We start from the raw sequence: 20922 nt of genomic DNA, 5'->3' as shown, positions 1-20922 counted from the left end.
CAAGCCTTCTAAAGGCCAGACCGCCCCCAAGGCCCCGCCCCAGGGGTAGGTGCCCTCGAGGGTCACCATCCCCTCCCCCAAGGCCAGGGTCGCCCCCACGAGGGCAAAGGGGCCTCCTGCCCCAAGCCGGCCCTCCCCGTAGGCCACCGCCTCTCCCAGCCGCACGCTCCCCGCCACGCCCCCGCCCTCCCTCTCCAGCCAAACCCGCACCTCGGGCCACGCCGCCTCCAGGAAGCCCCCCCGGTCCCAGGCGTAGCCTAAGCGGAGGCGCCAAGGGCCGTACCAGGTGAGCGCACCGCCCCACACCCCCTCCTCGCCCCCGGTGGGGCTTGGGGCATTCCAGGTGTATGGGAAAAGCCGCCCCTCCCCAAGCGTCAAGGGAAAGCGCCCCAGAAGAAGCCTCCACTCCCCCTCCTCCGCCACCAAGTAAAGCCTTTCCAAGGAAAGCCCGCCCTCTCCCTCCCGCAGGTAGGGGGCGAGGGCGTAGGAAACCCGCACCCCCTCCCCTAGCTCCCCCGAGAAGCGCAGGAAAAACGTGGGCGCGGGCCCCAGGCCGTACACCCCCGCCTCCCACCCTTGGCCCAGGGCGGGAAGGAGCAGGAAGGGCCAAAGCCAGCGCACCTAGCGCACCTCCTCCCCCACGATGCGCCCGTCCTCCAGGCGCACCACCCGCCGCACATGCTCCAAAAGCCTCGGGTCGTGGGTGGAAAAGAGAAAGGTGACCCCCTGGGCCTCGTTCAGGGCCTTCATCCGCTCAATGAGGGCGAGGCCCGTGCGGGAGTCCAGGTTGGCGGTGGGCTCGTCCGCCAAGACGATGACGGGCTCGGCCGCCAAGGCCCGGGCCACCGCCACCCGTTGCTGCTCCCCGCCGGAAAGCTGCCGGGGAAAGCGGTGGGCCTTGTCCTTTAAGCCCAAGGCGGCCAGGGCCTCCAAGGCCCGCCGCTCCCGCTCGGCCTTGGGGACCCCCCGAAGCTCCAGGACGAAGGCGGCGTTCTCCAAGGCGGTGAGGACGGGCAAGAGGTTGTAGGCCTGGAAGACGAGGCCGATGCGTTCCAGGCGGAAGCGGGCCCTGGCCGAGCGGTTCAGGCGGTCCAGGCGCACCCCGCCCACATAGACCTCCCCTTCCGTGGGCAGGTCCAGGCCCGCCAGGATGTGGAGGAGCGTGCTCTTGCCGCTCCCCGAAGGCCCCACCAAGGCGGTGAACTCCCCCTTTTCCACCGCCAGGCTCACCCCCCGCAGGGCCTCGGTTTCCACCCCGTCCCCCCGGTACACCTTCCGCACTCCCTTGGCTTCCACGATGGGCATACCACCCTCCTACGGCACGTAGCGCATGGCGTCCACGGGCTCCAGCCTCGAGGCCAGCCACCCCGGCCACAAGGCGGCCAAAAGCGCCACCCCCACGGCGTAGCCCAGGGTGAGGAGAACCCCCTCCACCCCGAGCCGCCCGTAGAGGACCTCCGGCAGGCCGAACTCCTTGTACTGCTCCAGGATCCAAGCGGGTAGCGGCAAACGGAAGCCATCGGCGAGCTCCAGGTGAACCATAAGCCCCGCCGCCACCCCCACCAGGGCCGCCACCCCCACGAGGAGGAAGCTTTCCCAAAAGACCAGGCTCATAAGCCGCCTCCCCGTGAGCCCCAAGGCCGCAAGGAGCCCAAACTCCCTTACCCGCTCCACCAAGGAAAGGTAAAGGGCGTTGAGGAGGATAAGCCCCCCAAGGATGAAGAAAATCCCCACGTAGACGCTCATCACCGTGTCGTAGAGGGGAAGAAGAGCGGCGTAGAGAGGGTTCGCCTCCAGCCAGGTTTCCACCACGAGGCCGGGAAGCTCGGGCGCCAGGCGCGCCTTCAGGTCTTCCAGGGGCTTAAGGTCGTAAAGGCCCACCCAGGGAAGCCTTATCTCTAGCCGGCTCACCCGCCCCGGGGCCAGAAGGGCCTGGGCGTCCTCCAAAAGGACCATGGCGGTGCGGGCCTCCAGGTGGGTTTCCGGTAGGTCCAGTAGCCCCACCACCCGGAAGGCGTAGACCCCAAGCCCCAGGCTTCCGGGAGCGTAGGCCACCACCTCGCCCCCCAAACCCACCTTCAGGGCCTTGGCCAAGGCCTCGCCCAACAGGGCCTCCCCCGAGGCCTCAGGGAAGCGGCCTTCCTTGAGGAGGTTTTTCTGCCGGGCAAAACCTTCCCGGGTAAGCCCCGTGAGGATCACCGCCCGGCTCCTTTCCCCCGCGAGGAGGAGCCCGCCCCCTTCCAACACCCCTTCCGCCTTGGCCCCTTCCGGCAGGGAAAGGAGGGGGGGCACGAAGGTGAGGCTTTCCAGATCCTCCTTCTCCTGGTAGCCCTCCACCCGCACCACCAGGTGCCCCGTGCGGTCCAGGGTGGTCTGGAAGAAGGCGTCAAAGGCCCCGGCGTACACCGAGAGGAACACCAAGGAGAGGAAGACCACGAGGGCCACCACCCCGCCCGTGGTGAGGTTCCGCCCAGGCGTCCTTAAGAGGTTCCGCCAGGCAAGGCGAAGCACCTAGCACCCCCTTTCCAGGTAAAGCGGGTTGAAGCACCTTTCCGGCACCGGCCCCACCTTTACCTCCACGATCTCCACCCGCGTGCGGTACCCCTCCTTAAGGAGGTCCCGCACCTCCATGACCTTGGGCAAAAAGGCCCCATCCAGGCGCTGGTAGCCCAGGAGGAGGAGCTCCCGCACCGCCTGGCCCCGCTGGTCGTGGTAGCGCACCCGCTCTATCAGGCCTTCTTTTAGGTAGACCTCCACCCGGCCGTAAGGGGTGGCTGCCTGCGGCTTGGGCGTGAGGACCAAGACCCCATCCGCCTCCGAGACCTCAAAGAGGTCCTCCAGGTCCCGGCCCATGAGGTCCTGGTAGGTGAGGTCCGAGCCCAGGAAGCGCTCCGTGCGCCCCGTGGGGGGCAGGCGCAGGGTCCGCCCCAAGCGGGGGTCGTAGAGGTAGAGGTCCTGCCCCAGGGAAAGGTAGGCCTGCCCCGCCTCGCCCTTGGGCTCCAGAACCCGGATCTGGGCCCGCTCCCCATCCGTGTATACCCGAAGCCGGTAGGACTTCGTGCTCCCGGGCCGCTCCACCTGGACCAGGTAGACCCCTTGGTGGGCGGGGCCCCGAAGGCGGTCCAAGGCCGCTTTGAGCTTGGCCAAAGGGCTTTGGGTCAGGACCAAGGCCAGAATGACAACCAGCGCTAAGGCACGCTTCATCCTCACTCCCCCTTTAGGTATCGCGGCAGGTCCAACCCGAGCACCAGCCGCCCCGGGAAAAGCCAAGCGAGGAGGCCCGAGAAGGCCACCACCAAGAAGGCGTACAGGGCGTAAACCGGGCGCACGGCGGTGTACAGGTGCTCGGAAAGCCCCGACTCCGGCAAGAGCTCCACGCTAAGCCGCATGAGGGGCCCGAAGACGTCGTGGGTAGCGGTGTAGGCGAGGAGCGCGTAGCCCAGGAGAAGGCCCAGCACGAGGCCCACGCCGCTCGCCAGGGCGGCCTCGAGGGCCACCCCCACCGCAAGGCGAAGGGGCGTGAGGCCCAGGCTTTCGCCCACGGCGAACTCCCTAAGCCTTTCCCGCACGCTCACGTACGTGGTGCTCACCACGGCCACGGCGGCGAGGAGCATGAAAAGGCCCATGAGGGGGATGTAGAAGAGCCGGCTTCCCTCGTAGTCCGCCCGGATGGGCCCCATGAGATCCCAAACCCCCTTGGCCCTTAGGCCCTGGGGCAGCAAGGCGTTGAGCGCCAGGGCGGTGGCCTCCTCCCGGCCCCGGGGAGCCCACACCGCCAGGTGGGTGGCGAGGATGCCCTGGCCCGCCAGGCGCCGGGCGTCCTCCAGGTGGAGGTAGACCCCGGCGAAGTCCACGTTGGAAACCCCGGAACGCACAATTCCCACCACGCTAAGGCCTAGGGCCGCCTTGCCCGTTTCCAGCACGAGCCTTTCCCCAAGCCGCACGTCCAGGCGCTCCGCCAAGCGGTGCCCCAGGACCACCTCCCCAGGGCCCGAAAGCCACCTCCCCTCCTTCACCTTGGCGGGGACCCGGGAAAGCCTCCTTTCCCCGTCCGGGTCCACCCCCAGCACCACGCCCCCCTCCGAGCGGTAGGGCGAGCGCAGGAGGGCGTAGAGGGAAAGCCTGGGCGTGAAGGGCTCGGGCAGGGAGGGAAGGGCCATGAGGCCGTTTTCCGGGTCAGGGTCCTCCCACCAGGCCTCCTTGGCCACCACCACCGGGGCCTCCACGTAGCCGGCGTAGGCGTCCACCAGGCTCTCCCCATACCCGTCCAGGAAACCGAAGAGGAAAAGCGTGGCCACGGTGACGTAGACCACCACCAAGGACAAGAGCGCCGTGCGCCGCCGTTGCCGCATGACGTTTCGCCAGGCCAGCCGCAAGAGGGTCATACTTCCTCCTCAAAGCGGGCGAGCAACTGGGGAAGCTCCCGCTCCAAAAAGGCGTAAAAGGCCCCCATTTCCCGAAGCCGCCCACCCCTCTCCTCCCCCACCAGACGTAGCCCCCGTTCCGCCTGTTCCCGGTACCGCCCCAAGACCCGCACCTGCTCGCCCAGAAGGCGCCGCCAGGTCCCAGGGCGGACGCTGTAGCGGTCGGACCGCTCCCCAGGGCGGCGCTGCCGCTCCACCAGGTGAAGCCGGGTGAGGAGGTGAAGCGCCGGGCTCAGGGCCCCCTTACTCGCCCCCAGGGCCTCGGCCATCTGCCGGGCCGTCTGCTCCGGGGGTTCCGCCACCAGGAGCCAGGCCAGAACCCGGCCCGCCATGCGGGGCAGGCCCGCCTCCTCAAAGAGGAGGGCGGTTTCCTCTAGCCAGCGCTTGAGCTCGGGGTCCACAGGGTTAGGCTACCAAGTTCCGAATGTTCGGTCAATTCTGAACCATACGACAATTATATGTGAATTCCCGCACGATTTTACTCGCTCGTGAGCGTCTTCTCCGCCTAGCCCAACCTCCCCTTCACCCCATCTCCGCCAGGTCCACCCGCTCCAGTACGGGGAGCGCCCGCAAGGCCTCCAACACCTCCGCCGAGGGCTTCTGGTCCACGGTGAGGACGAAAAGCGCCCTCCCCCCGGGCACGTCCCGCCCCAGTTGCATCCCGGCGATGTTCACCCCAGCCTCGCCCAAAAGCGTCCCCACCTGGCCCACCACGCCCGGGCGGTCGTAGTTCACGCAGACCAGCATGTACCCCTCGGGCACCACCTCGAGGGCGTAGTCGTCTATCCCCACGAGCCTCGGCTTCCCCCCCATCACCACCCCCCGGGCCCGGCGCTCCTCCTGGTCGGTGGTGAGGCGCACCTCCACCAAGCGGGCGTACTCCCCCGCCTCCTCCGAGCGGCGGGTAACGAGGCGGATCCCCCGGTCCTTGAGAAGCGGCCTGGCGGAAACCAGGTTCACCGCCTCACCCCCCAGGACCCGGGAAAGAAACCCCTTGGCCACGGCGTTGGCCATGGGCTCGGGGTCCTTCTCAAACTGGCCGAGGAAGCTCACCTCCAAGGCCTCGGGACGGCCTTTGGTGATCTGGGCGAGGAGCTTCCCCAAGGCCTCCCCCAGGGGCAGGAAGCCCCGCAGGGCCTCTAGGGCCTCGGGGTCAAAGCCGGTGTTCAGGGCGTAGGACAGGTCCCCCTCGAGGGTGCGCACCACCCGCTCCAAAATGGCCTCACCCACCCGCTCCTGGGCCTCCAGGGTGTTCGCCCCCAGGTGGGCGGTGAGGACCACCTTGGGGTGGGCGAGGAGGGGGTGGTCCTTGGGGGGCGGCTCCTCGCTGAAGACGTCCAGGCCGGCGGCGAAGAGGTGGCCCTCCTCCAACACCTCCAAAAGGGCCTTCTCGTCAATGATCCCGCCCCGGGCGGCGTTCACCACCACGGCCCCCCGGGGCAAGAGGTAAAGCTCCCGCCGCCCAATCATCCCCCGGGTTTCCTCGGTGAGGGGGGTGTGCACCGTGAGGAAGTGGCTTTGGCGGAGGAGGTCCTCCAGGTGCTCTTGTAGCTCCACCCCGAGGCTTTCCGCCCGGGTCCTCGGGATGTAGGGGTCGTAGGCCAAGACCCGCATCTCAAACCCCTTGGCGAAGCGGGCCACCTGGCTTCCAATCCGCCCGAGGCCCACGATGCCCAGGGTCTTCCCTTTAAGCTCAAGCCCCAAAAACTTCCGGTCCCACTCCCCTTGGCGGATCTTGCGGTCCGAGAGGGCGATGCCCCGGGCGGCGGCAAGGAGGAGGCCGAAGGCGAGCTCGGCCGCCGAGCGGGTGTTGGCCTCGGGCACGTTCACCACCAGGATGCCCAGGCGGCTTGCCGCCTCGAGGTCCACGTTATCCACCCCCACCCCGCCCCGGCCCACTACCTTAAGCCGCTTGCCCCGCTCCAAAAGCTCGGCGTCCACCCGGGTGCGGCTGCGGGTGATGAGGGCATCGTAGGCGGGGATGATCTCCAAAAGCTCCTCCCGCGAGATGCCCGGCCGGTAGTCCAGGAGAACCCCGGGGTATTTCACGTCCCCAAGCCGCATATCGTCGGAGACCAGGACCCGCCACATATACCCTTGACCCTAGCAAAAACGAGCGCCCAGGGCAACTTGCCCGCTACACTACACCACCCCTGTGGTATCCTGTCCCGGACAACACGGAGGTTTGGATGAGGGTAGCCTTGGTGACGGACTCCACCGCCGACCTGCCCAAGCCCCTACGGGAGCGCCTGGGCATCCGCGTCGTCCCCCTGTACGTGTCTTTGGGCGGACGGGTTTACCGGGACTGGGAAGAGATTGCCCCGGAGGAAATCTTCAGGAAGGTCCGGGAGGGAAGCGCCTTCCCCACCACCAGCCAGCCCTCCCCCGAAGACTTCCTCAAGGTGTACCAAGAAGCTCTCCAAAACGCCGACCACATGCTTTCCATTCACATCTCCAGCAAGCTCTCCGGCACCGTGCAGTCGGCGGAGCTCGCCGCCAAGGACTTCCCGGGCCGGGTGACCGTCTTTGACTCCCTGGCCGCCTCCTTGGGCATCGGCATGATGGTCCTGAGGGCCCACGAGCTCCTAGAGGAAGGCCAGCCCCTTGCCTCCGTTTTGGACGAGCTCAAGCGCATCCGCCAGGACCACTTCGTGCGCTTTAGCGTGGCCACCCTGGAGTTCTTGCGCCGGGGCGGGCGCATCGGCGGGGCGCAGGCCCTCTTGGGCACCCTCCTCGGCATCAAGCCCATCCTCACCCTGAAGGAAGGGCGCGTGGAGGCGGCAGGCCGGGCCCGCGGGGAGAGGAAGGCCCGGGAGGAAATCGTCAAGGACTTCCGCACCTGGGGGGAAGGCCGCGGGCGCATCCGGGCCTTCTTCCTCTATAGCGCCGAGGAGGGTGCCGTGCGGGAACTCAAGGAGATGGTCCTCGCCTCGGGCCTTCCCGTGGAGGAGGCCTTGGTGAGCGAGCTGGGCGCGGTGATCGCTAGCCACACGGGGCCTGGAACCTATGGCTTCTACGCCTATAGCCTCTAACGTGGCCTTCGTGGCCGACTCCACCTTGGGGCTTACCCCGGAGGAGGCCAAGGCCCGGGGCATCCACCTGGTGCCCCAGCAGGTGGTTTGGAAGGAGCGCGCCTTCCGGGACCTCCTGGAGATCACCCCGGAAGAGGTGGTCCAGCTTCTGGAAAGGGGCGAACACCTCACCACGAGCCAGGTGGCCCCCGAGGACCTGAGAAGGGCCTACGAGGCGCTCTTGAAGACCCACGAGCGGGTGGTTTCCGTCCACGTTTCCGGGAAGCTCTCCGGCACCGTGGCCACCGCCCAAAGCGTGGCCCAGGCTTTTGGCGGGCGGGTGAAGGTGGTGGACTCCTGGTCCTTAAATGGTGGGCTTCTTTTGGTTTTGGAGGAGGCGAGGCGGCTCCTCGCCACGGGCACCCCTTGGGAGCGTCTGGAAGAGGCCTTGGCTCCCTACCGGGAGCGGGTCATGGGCTTCGTCCTCCCCAAGACCCTCACCTACCTGCACCGCTCGGGGCGGATTTCCGGGATCACGCACCTGGTGGGAAGCCTGCTTCGCATCCTGCCGGTCCTCGAGGTCCGGGGGGGCGAGGTGGTGCCAGGCCCCAGGGTCCGGGGCTTCGCCGAAGGGCTCAAGAAGGTGGCCGAGCTCTTCCGCCACCGCTTCCCTAAAGGGGCCTTGGCCTACGTGGCCCACGTGGGGAACCCCGAAGGGGCGAGGGCCCTAGCAGAGGCGGTAAGGGCGGAAGGCGTGGAGCTCCAAGGCACCCTCTTCGCCGGGGCGGCGGTGAGCGTCCACGCCGGGCCCGGCACCGTGGCCCTTTTCGCCGGGGAAAGGAGGTAAGGGTGCGGGCGGTGGTGCAACGGGTCACGGAGGCCTTCGTGGAGGTGGAGGGCGAGGTGGTGGGAAGGATTGGCCTGGGGCTCCTGGTCCTCTTGGGCGTGGGGCAAAGGGATACCCCAGAGGACGCCCAGTACCTGGCCCGCAAGATCGTCCACCTCCGGGTCTTTGCCGATGCCGATGGCAAGATGAACCTCTCCCTGAAGGACGTGGGGGGCGAGGTGCTTCTCGTGAGCCAGTTCACCCTTTACGCCGACACCCGGAAGGGAAACCGCCCCTCCTTCCTCCAGGCCGCCCCGCCCGAGGTGGGGCGAAGGCTTTACGAGGAGGCCATTGAGGCCTTCCTGGCCCAAGGGGTCCACGTGGAAACCGGGGTGTACGGGGCCCACATGCGCATCCATCTGGTAAACGACGGCCCCGTGACCCTCCTCTTGGACTCGGAAGACCGCCTAAAACCCCGGTAGGCTCATCCCTCTCATCCTTTTCCAGGCTAAGGTAAGGCACTCCCCGAAAGAGGAGCGCCTATGCATAAGGTAGAACCCAAAGACTGGATCCCCCTCATCAAGCCCTACGCCAAGCCCAACACCCTGCGAAGCCTCCGCCAGGTGGCGGACACCCTCCTCCCCCTCCTCGCCCTCTTCTTCCTCGCCCACAAGGCCCTTTCCGTTTCCCTCCTCCTCACCCTGGCCCTGGACTTCGTGGCGGCGCTTTTTCTGGTAAGGCTTTTTATCCTGCAACACGACGCCGGACACGGCTCCTTCTTCCCCAAGAAGTGGATGAACGACCTCTTGGGCTTCTTCGCCGGGGTCCTCACCCTGGTGCCCTACCATCACTGGCAACTTTCCCACGCCCGGCACCACGCCACGAGCGGCAACCTGGACAAAAGGGGCGTGGGGGACATCTACACCATGACCCTGGAGGAGTACCTGCGGGCCACGCCCCGGGAGCGCCTCGGCTACCGGCTCTACCGCAACCCCTTCGTCATGTTCTTCCTCGGGCCCATCTACGTCTTCATGCTCTCCTACCGCCTGCCCTTGGGCTACGGGTCGGACCGCCCCTCGGTGCGGAACAGCGTGGCCCTCACCAACCTGGCCTTGGTCCTTCTCCTCGTGGGCATCGGGGTCTTCTTGGGCCCCAAAACCCTCCTTTTCGTCTACCTCCCCATCCAGTACCTGGCGGGGATGGTGGGCATCTTCCTCTTCTACGTGCAGCATCAGTTTGAAGACGCCTACTGGGAGCACGACCCCCGTTGGGAGCACCTGAAGGCGGCCATGGAGGGGAGCACCTACCTGAAGCTCCCCAAGGTCCTCCAGTGGCTCACCGGAAACATCGGCTTCCACCACATCCACCACCTGGCCCCCAAGATCCCCAACTACCTCCTGCCCAAGGTGCAGGAGGAGGTGGACCTGGTGAAGGTGGCCCCCACGGTGACCCTGAAGGACGCCTTCCAAATCGCCTTCGCCGACCTGCACCTGCACGACGAGGAAAGCCGCAAGCTGGTGGGGTTCAAGGAGGCGCAAAGGCGGCTTAAGGCCGCCCGGGGCAAGCTTTCCCTCTAGTGCCGGAAGTGGCGCACCCCCGTGAAGACCATGGCCATCCCCGCCTCGTCCGCCGCCTGGATGGAGTCCTTGTCCCGCACGCTCCCCCCGGGCTGGATGATGGCGGCGATGCCGAACTCCGCCGCCAGGCGCACCACGTCGTCAAAGGGGAAGAAGGCGTCCGAGGCCAAGACCGCTCCCTTCGCCCCCTCCTTGGCGGTCTTCAGGGCGTGCTTGGCGGCGGCGTAGCGGTTGGTCTGGCCCACCCCGATGCCCAAGGTCATCCCCCCCTTGGCCACCACGATGGCGTTGGAGCGCACGTGCTTCACCACCTTCCAGGCGAAGAGGAGGTCCCGCCACTCCGCTTCCGTGGGGGCCCTTTGCGTCACCACCTTGGGGTCTATGGGGTCTAGGGTGTCGGCGTCCTGGAGGAGCACCCCGCCCCGGATGCGCCTCAGGTCCAGGTAGGGGCCCTGGGCCAGGGCGGGGACCTCGAGGAGGCGCAGGTTCTTCTTCCGGGCAAAGACCCTTAGGGCCTCCTCGCTAAAGCCCGGGGCCAGGACCACCTCCAGGAAAACCTCCGCCATGGCCTCCGCCGTGGGGCCATCCACCTCCCGGTTGCAGGCCACGATGCCCCCGAAGATGGAAACCGGGTCCGCCTGGTAGGCCTTTTGGTAGGCCTCGAGGGGGGTTTCCCCCAGGGCGACCCCGCAGGGGTTTTGGTGCTTCACCGCCACGCAGGCGGGCTCACCGAACTCGGAAACCAGGTTCCAGGCGGCCTCGGCGTCCAGGTAGTTGTTGAAGCTCATGGCCTTGCCCTGGAGGACCCGGGCCGCAAGGAGAGGCCCCTCCTCCCCCGCCACCCGGTAAAGCGCCGCCTCCTGGTGGGGGTTTTCCCCGTAGCGCAAGGGGGAAACCCGCTCCAGGGCCAAGAACTTCTCCTCGGGGAACTTCTCCCCGGAAAGCCACTCGGCGATGGCGGCGTCGTAACGGGCGGTGTGGGCGAAGGCCTTGCGGGCGAGGGCCCGGCGGAACTCGGGGCTTGGCCCTTCCCGCAGGGCCTCCAGGACCCGCGGGTAGTCCTCCGGGTCGCAGACGGGAAGGACCGCCAGGTGGTTCTTGGCGGCGGCCCGGAGCATGGCGGGCCCCCCGATGTCAATCTGCTCCAGGGCCTCCTCGTAGGAGGCCCCCCGGGCCACGGCCTCCCGGAAGGGGTAGAGGTTCACCGCCAAGACCCCGATCCTTTCCAGACCCAAGGCCCTAAGCTCCGCCTCCTGGTCGGGCCGGGCGAGAAGCCCAGCGTGCACCTTGGGGTGGAGGGTCTTCACCCGGCCCTCCAGGATCTCGGGGAAGCCCGTGAACTCGGAGATGTAGGTGACGGGAAGCCCCGCCTCCGCCAAGGCCTTATACGTGCCCCCGGTGGCGAGGAGGCGAAACCCTAACGCCAGAAGCCCCTGGGCGAAGTCCACGATCCCCCGCTTGTCGGAAACGGAAAGGAGCGCCCACATGAGAGGGATTGTACCCGCTAGACTGAAGGGGATGACCATCTACGAGGCCATCAAGGAAACCATCAAGGAGGCCATGAAGGCCCGGGACCAGAAGACCCTGGACTTCGCCCGGGTGGTGAAGGCGGAGTTGGACCGCAAAGGGGACGGCAAGCCCCTCCCCGACGCCGAGGCGGTGAAGGTGCTAAAGGCGCTTCGGGAGATCGCCCTGGAGCAGGGGAACGCCTTTGAGGTGGCGTTTCTGGACCGCTTCCTGCCCAAGGAGATGACCGAGGAGGAGATAGAGGCCTGGATCCGGGAAAACCTGGACCTCTCCCAGTTCAAAAACCCTTTAGCGGCCATCGGGGCCGTGACCAAGGCCTTGGGCCCCAGGGCCCCTGGGGAGAGGGTCCGGCGGGTCATTGAGCGCATGACCTCATGAACCCCTGGAAGCGGCTTTCCCTGGAGGAGATCCTTTCCGAGCCCGTGCGCCTGGTGCGGGAACGGGTAAGGACCCACACGGGTAAGGAACTCACCTACATCTACCGCCCAGGGCCGGTGGCGGCGAGTTTCGTGCTGCCGGTTACGGAAAGGGCCACCGCCCTCCTCATCCGCCAGTACCGCCACCCCACGGGGAAGTTCCTCCTGGAGGTGCCGGCGGGCAAGGTGGACGCCGGGGAAACCCCGGAGGAGGCGGCGCGGCGGGAACTCCTGGAGGAGGTGGGGGCACGGGCCAAGGAGGTCATCCCCCTTCCCCCCTTCCACCCCCAGCCCTCCTTCACCGCCGTGGTCTTCCACCCCTTCCTGGCCCTGGGGGCGGAGGTGGTGGCGGCCCCGAGCCTCGAGGACGGGGAGCTCTTGGAACCCGTGGAGCTTTCCCTTCGGGAGCTCTACGCCCTTCTGGAAAGGGGCGAGGTCCAGGACGCCGCCACCGCCCTCACCCTCTTCTACGCCAGGCCCCACCTGCACTCCCTGGGCCTCCTTTAGGCATAGCTTTGCACCCACCCGCATAAAGAGCGGGTGGGAGGCCCTTTTCGGGCCTGGTAGACTGGCCCCGTATGAAACCCGAAGTGAAAACGCCCCTCCCTGGACCCATGGCCCAGGCCCTCTCCGAGCGGGCCGAGCGGGTCCTCTCCCCTTCCTACATCCGCCCCTACCCCTTCGTCCCCGCCAAAGGGCAAGGGGTCTTCCTGGAGGACGTGGACGGGAACGTCTTCTTGGACTTCATGGCGGGCATCGCCGTGAACACCACGGGCTACGCCCACCCCAAGGTCCTCGAGGCGGTGCGGGCCCAGGCGGAGCGCTTCGCCCACGTCTGCTTCTCCGACTTCACCCACGAGCCCACCCTCTCCCTGGCCGAGCGCCTGGTGGCGAAGCTTGGCGGAAGGTATCGGGTCTTCTTCGGCAACTCCGGCACCGAGGGGATTGAGGCCGCCATCAAGCTGGTGCGCCACCACACGGGCCGGCCCTACCTCCTCGCCTTCACCGGGGCCTTCCACGGCAGGAGCCTTGGGGCCCTTTCCCTCACCGCCAGCAAGAGCGCCTACCGCAAGGGGTTTGCCCCCCTTTTGCCCGGGGTAGTGCACATCCCCTTCCCCAACCCCTTCCGCCCGCCCCTAGGGGCGAAGCCCGAGGAGGTGGGGGAAGCGGTCTTGGGCTACCTGGAGCACCTCTTCCGCACCACCCTTCCCCCGGAGGAGGTGGCCGCCTTTTTCCTGGAGCCCATCCAGGGCGAGGGGGGGTACGTGGTGCCCCCCAAGGGCTTCCTCCCCAGGCTCAAAGCCCTCCTGGAGCGGCACGGCATCCTCCTGGTGGCGGACGAGGTGCAGTCCGGGGCCGGGCGCACGGGAACCTTCTTCGCCCTGGAGCACGAGGGGGTGGAGGCGGACGTCTACGTCCTGGCCAAGGGCCTGGCCTCGGGCTACCCCCTAAGCGCCCTCCTCTTCCGGGAGGAGCTCGGGAGCTGGCGCCCCGGGGCCCACGGCACCACCTTCGGCGGCCAGGCGGTGGCGGCGGCCGCCGCCCACGCCACCCTGGACCTCTTGGAAGGGGGCCTCATGGAAAACGCCGCCCGGGTGGGGGCCTACCTCCTGGAGGAGCTTAAGGGCATGCAGAAGCGCTTCCCCTTCCTCGGGGACGTGCGGGGCCGGGGGCTTATGATCGGCCTGGACTTCGGCACGCCCGAGGAGGAGCGGCCGGACCTCCGGGATAAGGCCGTGGAAAGGGCGTTCCACAAGGGCCTTCTCCTCCTCCCAGCAGGCCCTTCCGCCCTCCGCATCGCCCCACCCCTCATCCTCACGCGGGAAGAGGCGGCCCTCGGGCTAGAGATCCTGGAAGAAGTCTTCCAGAGCCTGTAGAAAAGGGGCCGGGCCTAGGCCCGGCCCCCCCATGCTTTCCCTACTTCGGCTCCCCCGGCCAGTCCCCCACCACCCCAGGGGCGGCCCACTCCATGGTGAGGAGCTCCTCCAAGGTGGCCTTGCGCCCGGCGGGAATGCGCACCACCCCCTTGCGGTCCCGGATGGGCCCGGTGAAGGGGTCAAAGGTGGGCTTGGGGCTGGACATGTCCTTGAGAAGGGCCATGATGCGGTCGTAGACCGCAACCTCCTTCCCCGCCACCCGCATCTTGGCCTTCTGCAACAGGGGCACGTGCTTGGGGTTGATGGGGACGCCATAGTCCGCCCCCATCTCCACCGCCTTGTGCTGCAGGAGCCAGAAGTAGTCCACGTTCTGCAGGTTCTTGGCGGTGTAGACGCCTTCCTTCACCTTCTTGAGGAAGTCAATGTAGATCACGTCCCAGTGGACGATCTGCCCGGAAACCACGTGGTCGGGGGCGAACTTGAGCATGGGGGTGTAGTGGCCGAAGGAGTAGGCCCCTTTCTTGGCGGCCGTCTGGATCACCGTGGGGGTGTCCTCGGTGAAGGCGAAGACGTCCGCCCCTTGGGAAAGGAGCGCCTCCGTGGCCTCCCGGGCCTTGGCGGGGTCGTACCAGGCGTTGATCCAACGCACCAGGACCTGGGCCTTGGGGTTCACCGCCCGCACCCCCAGGGCGAAGGCGTTGATGTGCCGCTTCACCTCGGGGATGGGGAAGGCGGCCACGTACCCCACCTTGCCCGTCTTGGTGAGGGCCCCGGCGGCGAGGCCGTTCAGGTAGTAGACCTGGTAGAAGTCCGCCATGTAGGTGGCCACGTTGGGGGCCCGTTTGAACCCGGTGGCGTGGGCGAAGATGACGTCCGGGTACTTCTTGGCCGCCTCGAGTACCGCCTCCATGTAGCCGAAGCTGGTGGCGAAGATGACCTGGCACCCCTCCTTCACGAAGCGGTCAATGACGGGCAAGGCCTGGGCCTCCGGAACGCTTTCCACGTAGCGGGTCTCCAACCAAGGGAGCGCCGCCTCCGCCTTCTTCCGCCCAACATCGTGGGCGTAGGTCCAGCCAGCATCCCCCACGGGGCCCACATAGATGAAGCAGGCCTTGAGCTTCTCCCCTTGCGCCAGGCCCATCCCCAAAAGGAGGGCCAAAAGCCAAACCAGTTTCCGCATCCTTCACCTCCCCCGCTCAAAGGGCTGGCCCAGGGCCCTGGGGGCCCGGGACCGGCCCGAGAGGGCCAGGACCAGGATAACCAGAAGGTAGGGCATGGCGGCGAAGGCCTCGGACGGTATAGGTACACTGCCCTGAAGCCGAAACTGCAGGAAGAAGAGGAGGCCGAAGAGGTAGGCCCCAAAGACCGCCCGCAGGGGCTCCCAGGCGGCCAGGATCACCAAGGCGATGGCCACCCAGCCAAGCCCCGAGGTCATCCCGTCCGTCCAGGAAGGGCGGTAAGCCAAGGAAAGGTACGCCCCACCAAGGCCGATCAGCCCACCCCCAAGCCCCAAGGCCAGGTAGCGCACCCCCTCCACGCCCACCCCAAAGAGGTCCGCCGCCTTGGGGTTCTCCCCCACGCTCCTCAGGTAAAGGCCAAACCGGCTCCGGTAGAGGAGGAGGTGGAGGAGAAAGGCCAAGAGGAGGGAAAGGAGGGCCAAAGGCACCTCGGGCAAGGGGTTTTCTAGGGGCACCCCCTCGTAGCGCTTCCCCAAGATCCCCGAGGCCCCAAGGCCCAGGGCAGCCACCGCCAACCCCGCCACGAAGGGGTTGGCCCTCAAGGTGATGGCGAAAAGCCCCAGGAAAAGGGAAAGGAGCACCCCCGCCCCCACCCCGGCCACCGCCCCCACCCAAGGCCCCGCCCCCAAGGCGGCGGCGAAGGCGGCGAGGGCCGAAAGGGCCATGATCCCCTCCACCCCCAGGTTCACCACCCCGCTCCGCTCGGCCAGGAGGGCCCCCAAGGCGGCGAGGAGGATAGGGGTACCGAAAAGCACGGCACGCACCAACGCCTCTTCCATCAGCGCCTCCAAAGGATCCGGTGGCGGCTTGCCGCCTCCGCCCCGATCCAGGCCAGGAGCAAAAGCCCCGCCACCACGTCCACTACCCGAAAGGGCATGGAGAAGGCCAGCTTCAAGGCGTCCCCCCCCGCCAGGATGAGCCCGAGGAGGGGGGCGGTGAGGAGGGTAAGCCCCGGCCTTCCCCGGGCGAGCCAGGCCACCAGGATGGCGGTGAAGCCGTAGCCCAGGGAGATCTGGGCGGGTTCCAAAAGCCTCCCGTGGATCCCCGCCACCTCCCCCACCCCGGCAAACCCGGCAAGGAGGCCCGAGGCCACAGCCACCAGGAGGAGAAGCCGCCCCTCCTTAAGCCCCAGGTACCGCGCCGCCTCCCGGTTCTCCCCCAGGATGCGCAAGGCGAAGCCCAAGGGGGTGCGGAAGAGGAGGAGGTGGAGAAGCAGCGCCGCCCCCACCCCAAGGAGCAGGGTGGGCCAGTGGACGAGGGTTTCCCCAAGCCTAGGAAGCCTGGCCGCCTCGGGGAAGCGGTCCGTGTAGAGGAAGCCGAAGACGAACTGTCCCTTCCAAGGCCCCGCCACCAAGTAGACCACCAAGTAGTAGGCCAGGTAGTTCTGCATCAGGGTGGTGAGGATCTCGCTCGCCCCGAAGCGCACCCGAAGCCAAGCGGCAAACCCCGCCCACAAGGCCCCAAGCGCCCCCCCAAGGAAGAACATGAGGAGGAGGGTATAGGGCCCCGGGGGCAGGAAAAGGGCCACGTAGGCCGCCCCCACCGCTCCCATGAGGAGCTGCCCCTCGGCCCCGATGTTGAAGAACCCCACCCGGAAGGCAAGGCTGAGCCCCGCCCCGATGAGGAGGAGGGGGATGGCCCTGCGGGCCACCTCCGCCAGGCCCAAGGGGTCTAAAAGCGGGGAAAGGAGGAGGCCATAGGCCTTTAGGGGGGAGACCCCATAGGCGAGGAAGAGAAGGCCCAAAAGGAGGAAGGCCAGGAGCAAGAAAGCCCCGTAGCTTAAAGCCACCTTCCTGGGGGTAGGGGCGGGGTCTAGCTCCAGTCTCATGCCCGTCCTTCCGCCATCATGCGGCCAAGCCGCTCCCGGTCCGCCTCCTCCCGGGGAACGGGCCCCACCAGCCTTCCGTGGTACAAGGCGGCCACCCGGTGGGAGAGGGCCAGGATCTCGTCCAGGTCCTCGCTCACCAGGAGGATGGCGGCCCCTTGCCGGGCCAGGTCCAAAAGCCTCCCGTGCACCTCCTCCGCCGCCCCCACGTCCACCCCGTAGGTGGGGTGCATGGCCAGGACAAGCCGGGGGCCCCCCTTGAGCTCCCGGGCCAGGATCACCTTTTGCACGTTGCCCCCCGAAAGGAAGCGCACCGGGGTCCTCGGGGAAGGGGCCTTGATGGCGTAAGCGGCCATGAGGGCCCGAGCCTCCTCCTCCAAGCTCCGGTAGTCCAAAAGCCCAAACCGGGCATAGGCGGGATACGTCCTAAGGGCCAGGTTCTCCGCCACGCTCATCCCCCCCACCACGCCCATGGCCCGTTCCTCGGGGATATGGGCCACGCCCAGGGAGAAAACCTGGGCGGGGTCTTTGGGCAGGGGCCTCCCCAAAAAGCGCACCGTGCCCCGATAGGGCCTAAGCCCCGCCAGGGCCTCCACGAGCTCCTTCTGGCCGCTTCCCGCCACCCCGGCCACGCCCAAGACCTCCCCCGCCCGGAGGGCGAAGGAAACCCCTTGGACGGGAAAGCCGTGCCGGGGGACCAGGAGGTCCTCCACCTCCAAGACCACCTCCTCCCGGGGCGGCGGGGCCTTGGGCGGGGGACTAGGGCTCCGGCCCACCATGAGGCGCACCAGGCGCTCCTTGTCCGCCTCCTGCCGCGGGAGTTCCCCCACCTTCTCCCCCGCCCGGAGCACGGCGATGCGGTCGGCGATGGCCAAGACCTCGTCCAGCTTGTGGCTGATGAAGATGACGGCAAGGCCCCCGGCCTTCAGGCGGGCGATCTCCTGAAAAAGCTCTTCCGCCTCCTTGGGGGTAAGGACGCTCGTGGGCTCGTCCAGGATGAGGATCCGGGGACGGTTTAGGAGGGCCCTTAGGAGCTCCACCCGTTGCTTTTCCCCGGCGGAAAGCCTTTCCACCTTGGCCTCGAGGTCCACCCCCAAAGGGTGGTCCTGAAGCAAGGCCCTAAGCCGCCCCACCAAGGCCCGCCGGGCGAAAAAGGGCGGGAGGTCTAGCCCCAGGGCCAGGTTTTCCGCCACGGTGTGGGCCTCTATGAGCTCGGGGTGCTGGGGCACGAGGGCGATGCCAAGCCGCTGGGCCGCCCTGGGGGAGGGGATGCGCACCTCCTTCCCGTCCAGGAGGATCCGCCCCTCATCGGGGGCGTAGAGGCCATAGAGGACGCTCACCAAGGTGGTCTTCCCCGCCCCGTTCTCCCCGAGAAGGGCGAGGACCTCGCCCCGGCCCACCTCGAGGGTGATGCCCCGGTTGGCCACCACGGGTCCAAAGCGCTTGGTGATGTTTTCCAATCGCAGCATGGGAGGGGCAAAGGCCCCGGGCCAAGGATACCACGCTAAAGCGCAAGCGCGAGCCCTTCGGCCCGGGGGTCGCTGGCGGCCACCAGGACCTCCCCCTCCCTCAGGATCACCTGCCCCCGGCCGAAAAGCCCATACTCCGCCTCGTAGCGCACCCGGTGGCCCAGGTCCTTGAGGAAAAGGGCCGTGGCCTGGGAGATGCCCGGCTCCAAGAGCACCTCGTCCCCCTCACGCCCCGGCACCACCTGCCACCTAGGCCGGTCCAGGGCCGCCTGGGGGTTTAGGCCGAAGTCCGCCAGGGCCACCACCACCTGCACGTGCCCCTGGGGTTGCATAAACCCCCCCATCACCCCAAAGGGCCCTAAGGGCTTCCCCTCCCGGGTGAGGAAGCCGGGGATGATGGTGTGGTAGGGCCTTTTGCCCGGCCCCACCCGGTTCGGGTGCCCCTCCTCCAGGGAAAAGCCCAGGCCCCGGTTGTGCAGGGCGATCCCCGTCCCCGGCACCAGGACCCCGGCGCCAAACCCTTGGTAGTTGGACTGGATGAGGGAGACCATGACCTCCCCGTCCGCCGCCGCCAGGTAGACGGTCCCCTCCGGCCTTAATCCGGGAAGCACCTTGGGCAAGGCCCTTTCCCCAATGAGGCGCCTCCTTTCGGCGGCGTAGGTCTTGGAAAGGAAGGCCCGGGGGTCTAGCTCCATGTGCCTCGGGTCGGCCACGAAGCGGAAGGCGTCCTTCAGGGCGAGGCGCATGGCCTCCACCTGCAGGTGGTAGCTAAAGGGGTCCTCGGGCCTTAGTTCAAATCCCTCCAGGATGGCCAGGGCGAGAAGGGCCGCTACCCCTTGGCCGTTGGGGGGAAGCTCGTGGACCGTGAGGCCCCTATAGTCCAGGGAAAGGGGCTCCACCCACTCCGGGGCGTGGGCCTTCAGGTCCTCCTCCGTGAGGAGGCCTCCTGTGTTGGCGCTAAAGCGGGCCAGGGCCCCGGCCAAAGCGCCCCGGTAGAGGCTTTCCCCGTAAGTTTCGGCGATCTCCCTAAGGGTCTTGGCGTGGAAGGGGCTACGCCACACCTCCCCCGCGTTGGGCGCCCTGCCCCCGGGGAAGAAGACCTCCTTGAAGGCGGCGAACTCCGGGCCCTCGAGGGGAAGGTAGACGCCTTCCGCCCGCTTCCAAGCCCGCGCCGTCTCCGGCCCCACGGGGAAGCCCTCCTCGGCGTAGCGGATGGCGGGGGCCAGGACCTCGGGAAAGGGGAGCCTTCCCCACCTTTGGTGGAGCGCCCGCCACCCCGAAACCGCCCCGGGCACCGTCACGGGAAGCCAGCCCCGCTCCGGCATCCTCCCCTCAGGAAGCCGCTCGGGGGTAAGGGCCATGGGGCTTCTCCCGGAAGCGTTCAGGCCGTGGAGCCTCCCGTCCCAAACCTGGGCAAAGAGGTCGCCCCCGATGCCGTTGGAGGTGGGCTCCACCACGGTGAGGCAGGCGGCCATGGCGATGGCGGCGTCCACGGCGCTCCCTCCTTTGAGGAGCATCTCCATCCCCGCCAGGGCCGCCAGGGGCTGGCTCGTGGCCACCGCCCCCCGACGCCCCAAGACCACGTGGCGGCGGGAAGGGTAAGGGTAATAGGCAAGATCCATCGCCCTCATTCCGCTACCTCCACGCGGTTTCTTCCAGCGTCCTTAGCCCGGTAAAGCGCCTGATCCGCTCTCCGGAAGAGGCTATCTTCTTCTTCCCCAAGCACGTATTCCGCCACGCCGAAGCTCGCCGTCAGCCCCAGGTTTTGCGCCTGAAGAACTTGGCGAAGCCGTTCGGCTATACGCTGGGCATCCTCCGCCCGCGTGGAAGGCAAAAGAAGCGCAAACTCTTCCCCACCCCACCGAGCCACCACATCTTCCCGGCGCACCTGATCCACAAGCAACCGGGCTACCCGGCGTAAGAGCTCGTCTCCATAGTCGTGGCCCAAGGTATCGTTGATTCTCTTAAAGTGATCCAGGTCCACAAGAACCAGGCTAAAAGGCGTTCCGTAACGCTCTGCCCTAGAAATCTCCCGAGCAAGAGCGAGCTCAAAGGCCCGGCGGTTGGGTAAGCCCGTAAGGGCACACGTGAGGGCCTGCTCCCTCCAAAAACGGGTCTGCCCATACATCTCCCTAAAGCGCGCTAACAGGATAATAAGAGAAGCCACCGTAAGCTGGCCCACAAGCGCAGTAGCCACATACGCCAAAATGGCGCTCCCCTCCCGCCGTTCCAGGCCCCAAGACACCATGCCGTATAGCAAAAGGGTCCAGATAAGCGAGTATCGCCAGGCGGCCGCCACGGGATGGGCAAAGGCAGCGAGCACGTAGAGGGCTGGGATCCAAGGGCCAAGCAACAGGAATTGCCAACTCTCCACCCCGCGATGTAGCGAGCGGGCGATTTCCAAAAAGAAATAAAGCCCAGCCCCGTGAACCAAGTACCTGGGAGCCCTTCTAGGCCCCTGAGCAAAGGCATAGGCAAACACGGCGCCCACAGCCAAATAACCCACGAGCTCCCATCCTCTGGGGGGCAGGGTGATAAGCCGAATCATAAGGCCGCCCACAAGGCCCATCCAGCTTAGCGCGTAAAGAAAGCGAAAAGTGCTATCCATAACCTTATGACCTCAGTATACCAAGCAAAACCACCGCAAAGCCCTTTGCCGAACCTCCCTTTTGGATTATACTAACCCAAGTTGCTACCTATCCCCTGGATCTGAAAAAATAGTGGCCGCTATG

The 20922-nt window shown here is 67.3% G+C and carries 21 protein-coding genes; 7 read left to right on the top strand and 14 right to left on the bottom strand.

The features are described from left to right. The 7 genes from L0C60_RS12125 to serA form a co-directional block, all read right to left on the bottom strand. On the bottom strand, positions 1–621 hold a 621-nt coding region (locus L0C60_RS12125), incomplete at its 3' end, for a hypothetical protein (RefSeq protein WP_243092874.1). Next, the gene (locus L0C60_RS12120; RefSeq protein ID WP_234507690.1) at positions 622–1305 is read right to left on the bottom strand and encodes an ABC transporter ATP-binding protein; all 684 of its coding nucleotides are present in this window, start codon (positions 1303–1305) and stop codon (positions 622–624) included. 9 nt (positions 1306–1314) lie between these two features. Continuing rightward, positions 1315–2511 carry an ABC transporter permease gene (locus L0C60_RS12115; RefSeq protein ID WP_243092873.1) on the bottom strand — a complete coding sequence of 399 codons (1197 nt, stop codon included), beginning with the start codon at positions 2509–2511 and terminating at the stop codon, positions 1315–1317. Beyond that, complete coding sequence (locus tag L0C60_RS12110; protein ID WP_243092872.1) at positions 2512–3204, bottom strand: outer membrane lipoprotein-sorting protein; 693 nt, start codon at positions 3202–3204, stop codon at positions 2512–2514. Between the two features lie 2 nt (positions 3205–3206). Continuing rightward, positions 3207–4385: an ABC transporter permease gene (locus L0C60_RS12105; protein ID WP_234507684.1), complete on the bottom strand. Its 1179-nt coding sequence runs from the start codon at positions 4383–4385 to the stop codon at positions 3207–3209. Then, entirely contained in the window at positions 4382–4825 is a 444-nt protein-coding gene (locus L0C60_RS12100; RefSeq protein WP_234507682.1) for a GbsR/MarR family transcriptional regulator, read from the bottom strand. The genes L0C60_RS12105 and L0C60_RS12100 overlap by 4 nt, the downstream gene beginning before the upstream one ends. A gap of 121 nt (positions 4826–4946) precedes the next feature. After that, positions 4947–6515, bottom strand: coding sequence for a phosphoglycerate dehydrogenase (gene serA, locus L0C60_RS12095; protein WP_234507679.1), 1569 nt, complete (start codon positions 6513–6515; stop codon positions 4947–4949). 98 nt (positions 6516–6613) lie between these two features. On the opposite strand from serA, the gene L0C60_RS12090 reads away from it, so the two are divergent. From L0C60_RS12090 to L0C60_RS12075, 4 genes are read left to right on the top strand one after another with little or no spacing between them, the layout of a single operon-like run. Further along, on the top strand, positions 6614–7456 hold the full coding sequence (locus L0C60_RS12090; RefSeq protein ID WP_234507677.1) for a DegV family protein: 843 nt from the start codon (positions 6614–6616) through the stop codon (positions 7454–7456). 1 nt (position 7457) lies between these two features. Beyond that, the gene (locus L0C60_RS12085) at positions 7458–8282 is read left to right on the top strand and encodes a DegV family protein (RefSeq protein WP_234507675.1); all 825 of its coding nucleotides are present in this window, start codon (positions 7458–7460) and stop codon (positions 8280–8282) included. Positions 8283–8284: 2 nt separating this feature from the next. After that, positions 8285–8743 carry a D-aminoacyl-tRNA deacylase gene (gene dtd, locus L0C60_RS12080; protein ID WP_234507673.1) on the top strand — a complete coding sequence of 153 codons (459 nt, stop codon included), beginning with the start codon at positions 8285–8287 and terminating at the stop codon, positions 8741–8743. A 60-nt stretch (positions 8744–8803) separates the two neighbouring features. Next, on the top strand, positions 8804–9838 hold the full coding sequence (locus tag L0C60_RS12075; protein WP_234507671.1) for a fatty acid desaturase: 1035 nt from the start codon (positions 8804–8806) through the stop codon (positions 9836–9838). Here L0C60_RS12075 and purH read toward each other — a convergent pair. After that, positions 9835–11325 carry a bifunctional phosphoribosylaminoimidazolecarboxamide formyltransferase/IMP cyclohydrolase gene (gene purH, locus L0C60_RS12070; RefSeq protein ID WP_234507669.1) on the bottom strand — a complete coding sequence of 497 codons (1491 nt, stop codon included), beginning with the start codon at positions 11323–11325 and terminating at the stop codon, positions 9835–9837. The genes L0C60_RS12075 and purH overlap by 4 nt on opposite strands. A 31-nt stretch (positions 11326–11356) precedes the next feature. Between purH and L0C60_RS12065 the strand changes: the two genes are divergently transcribed. The 3 genes from L0C60_RS12065 to L0C60_RS12055 all read left to right on the top strand — a co-directional run bounded on the left by L0C60_RS12065 (position 11357) and on the right by L0C60_RS12055 (position 13658). Next, a complete protein-coding gene (locus L0C60_RS12065) occupies positions 11357–11743 on the top strand; it encodes a GatB/YqeY domain-containing protein (protein ID WP_234507667.1) in 387 nt (128 codons plus the stop codon). Beyond that, positions 11740–12288, top strand: a complete 549-nt coding sequence (locus L0C60_RS12060) for an NUDIX hydrolase (protein ID WP_234507665.1) — start codon at positions 11740–11742, stop codon at positions 12286–12288. The genes L0C60_RS12065 and L0C60_RS12060 overlap by 4 nt, the downstream gene beginning before the upstream one ends. A 71-nt stretch (positions 12289–12359) precedes the next feature. Then, the gene (locus L0C60_RS12055) at positions 12360–13658 is read left to right on the top strand and encodes an acetyl ornithine aminotransferase family protein (RefSeq protein WP_234507664.1); all 1299 of its coding nucleotides are present in this window, start codon (positions 12360–12362) and stop codon (positions 13656–13658) included. Between the two features lie 40 nt (positions 13659–13698). Here L0C60_RS12055 and L0C60_RS12050 read toward each other — a convergent pair whose 3' ends face one another. Genes L0C60_RS12050 through L0C60_RS12025 form a run of 6 tightly spaced genes read right to left on the bottom strand, consistent with a single transcriptional unit; the run spans position 13699 to position 20738 of the window. Next, complete coding sequence (locus L0C60_RS12050) at positions 13699–14838, bottom strand: BMP family ABC transporter substrate-binding protein (RefSeq protein WP_234507662.1); 1140 nt, start codon at positions 14836–14838, stop codon at positions 13699–13701. 3 nt (positions 14839–14841) lie between these two features. Next, the gene (locus L0C60_RS12045; RefSeq protein ID WP_234507660.1) at positions 14842–15675 is read right to left on the bottom strand and encodes an ABC transporter permease; all 834 of its coding nucleotides are present in this window, start codon (positions 15673–15675) and stop codon (positions 14842–14844) included. After that, positions 15675–16724, bottom strand: a complete 1050-nt coding sequence (locus tag L0C60_RS12040; RefSeq protein ID WP_234507659.1) for an ABC transporter permease — start codon at positions 16722–16724, stop codon at positions 15675–15677. The genes L0C60_RS12045 and L0C60_RS12040 overlap by 1 nt, the downstream gene beginning before the upstream one ends. After that, complete coding sequence (locus L0C60_RS12035) at positions 16721–18190, bottom strand: ABC transporter ATP-binding protein (protein ID WP_234507657.1); 1470 nt, start codon at positions 18188–18190, stop codon at positions 16721–16723. Before L0C60_RS12035 ends, L0C60_RS12040 begins: the two co-directional genes overlap by 4 nt. 35 nt (positions 18191–18225) lie before the next feature. Then, positions 18226–19812, bottom strand: a complete 1587-nt coding sequence (locus L0C60_RS12030) for a gamma-glutamyltransferase family protein (RefSeq protein ID WP_234507796.1) — start codon at positions 19810–19812, stop codon at positions 18226–18228. A 5-nt stretch (positions 19813–19817) separates the two neighbouring features. Continuing rightward, the gene (locus L0C60_RS12025) at positions 19818–20738 is read right to left on the bottom strand and encodes a GGDEF domain-containing protein (protein WP_326491136.1); all 921 of its coding nucleotides are present in this window, start codon (positions 20736–20738) and stop codon (positions 19818–19820) included. Positions 20739–20922: the final 184 nt, after the last annotated feature.

The organism is Thermus hydrothermalis (genome assembly GCF_022760925.1).
Taxonomy (GTDB): Bacteria; Deinococcota; Deinococci; order Deinococcales; family Thermaceae; genus Thermus; species Thermus hydrothermalis.
This window is presented reverse-complemented; position numbering and strand designations above follow the sequence as displayed.

What these genes read in the sequence shown, in the direction of transcription:
- L0C60_RS12120 (WP_234507690.1), bottom strand. Translation starts at nt 1,305, where the DNA reads ATGCCCATCGTGGAAGCCAAGGGAGTGCGGAAGGTGTACCGGGGGGAC.
- L0C60_RS12110 (WP_243092872.1), bottom strand. Translation starts at nt 3,204, where the DNA reads ATGAAGCGTGCCTTAGCGCTGGTTGTCATTCTGGCCTTGGTCCTGACC.
- L0C60_RS12105 (WP_234507684.1), bottom strand. Translation starts at nt 4,385, where the DNA reads ATGACCCTCTTGCGGCTGGCCTGGCGAAACGTCATGCGGCAACGGCGG.
- serA (WP_234507679.1), bottom strand. Translation starts at nt 6,515, where the DNA reads ATGTGGCGGGTCCTGGTCTCCGACGATATGCGGCTTGGGGACGTGAAA.
- L0C60_RS12090 (WP_234507677.1), top strand. Translation starts at nt 6,614, where the DNA reads ATGAGGGTAGCCTTGGTGACGGACTCCACCGCCGACCTGCCCAAGCCC.
- L0C60_RS12075 (WP_234507671.1), top strand. Translation starts at nt 8,804, where the DNA reads ATGCATAAGGTAGAACCCAAAGACTGGATCCCCCTCATCAAGCCCTAC.
- purH (WP_234507669.1), bottom strand. Translation starts at nt 11,325, where the DNA reads ATGTGGGCGCTCCTTTCCGTTTCCGACAAGCGGGGGATCGTGGACTTC.
- L0C60_RS12065 (WP_234507667.1), top strand. Translation starts at nt 11,357, where the DNA reads ATGACCATCTACGAGGCCATCAAGGAAACCATCAAGGAGGCCATGAAG.
- L0C60_RS12060 (WP_234507665.1), top strand. Translation starts at nt 11,740, where the DNA reads ATGAACCCCTGGAAGCGGCTTTCCCTGGAGGAGATCCTTTCCGAGCCC.
- L0C60_RS12055 (WP_234507664.1), top strand. Translation starts at nt 12,360, where the DNA reads ATGAAACCCGAAGTGAAAACGCCCCTCCCTGGACCCATGGCCCAGGCC.
- L0C60_RS12050 (WP_234507662.1), bottom strand. Translation starts at nt 14,838, where the DNA reads ATGCGGAAACTGGTTTGGCTTTTGGCCCTCCTTTTGGGGATGGGCCTG.
- L0C60_RS12045 (WP_234507660.1), bottom strand. Translation starts at nt 15,675, where the DNA reads ATGGAAGAGGCGTTGGTGCGTGCCGTGCTTTTCGGTACCCCTATCCTC.
- L0C60_RS12040 (WP_234507659.1), bottom strand. Translation starts at nt 16,724, where the DNA reads ATGAGACTGGAGCTAGACCCCGCCCCTACCCCCAGGAAGGTGGCTTTA.
- L0C60_RS12035 (WP_234507657.1), bottom strand. Translation starts at nt 18,190, where the DNA reads ATGCTGCGATTGGAAAACATCACCAAGCGCTTTGGACCCGTGGTGGCC.
- L0C60_RS12030 (WP_234507796.1), bottom strand. Translation starts at nt 19,812, where the DNA reads ATGGATCTTGCCTATTACCCTTACCCTTCCCGCCGCCACGTGGTCTTG.
- L0C60_RS12025 (WP_326491136.1), bottom strand. Translation starts at nt 20,738, where the DNA reads ATGATTCGGCTTATCACCCTGCCCCCCAGAGGATGGGAGCTCGTGGGT.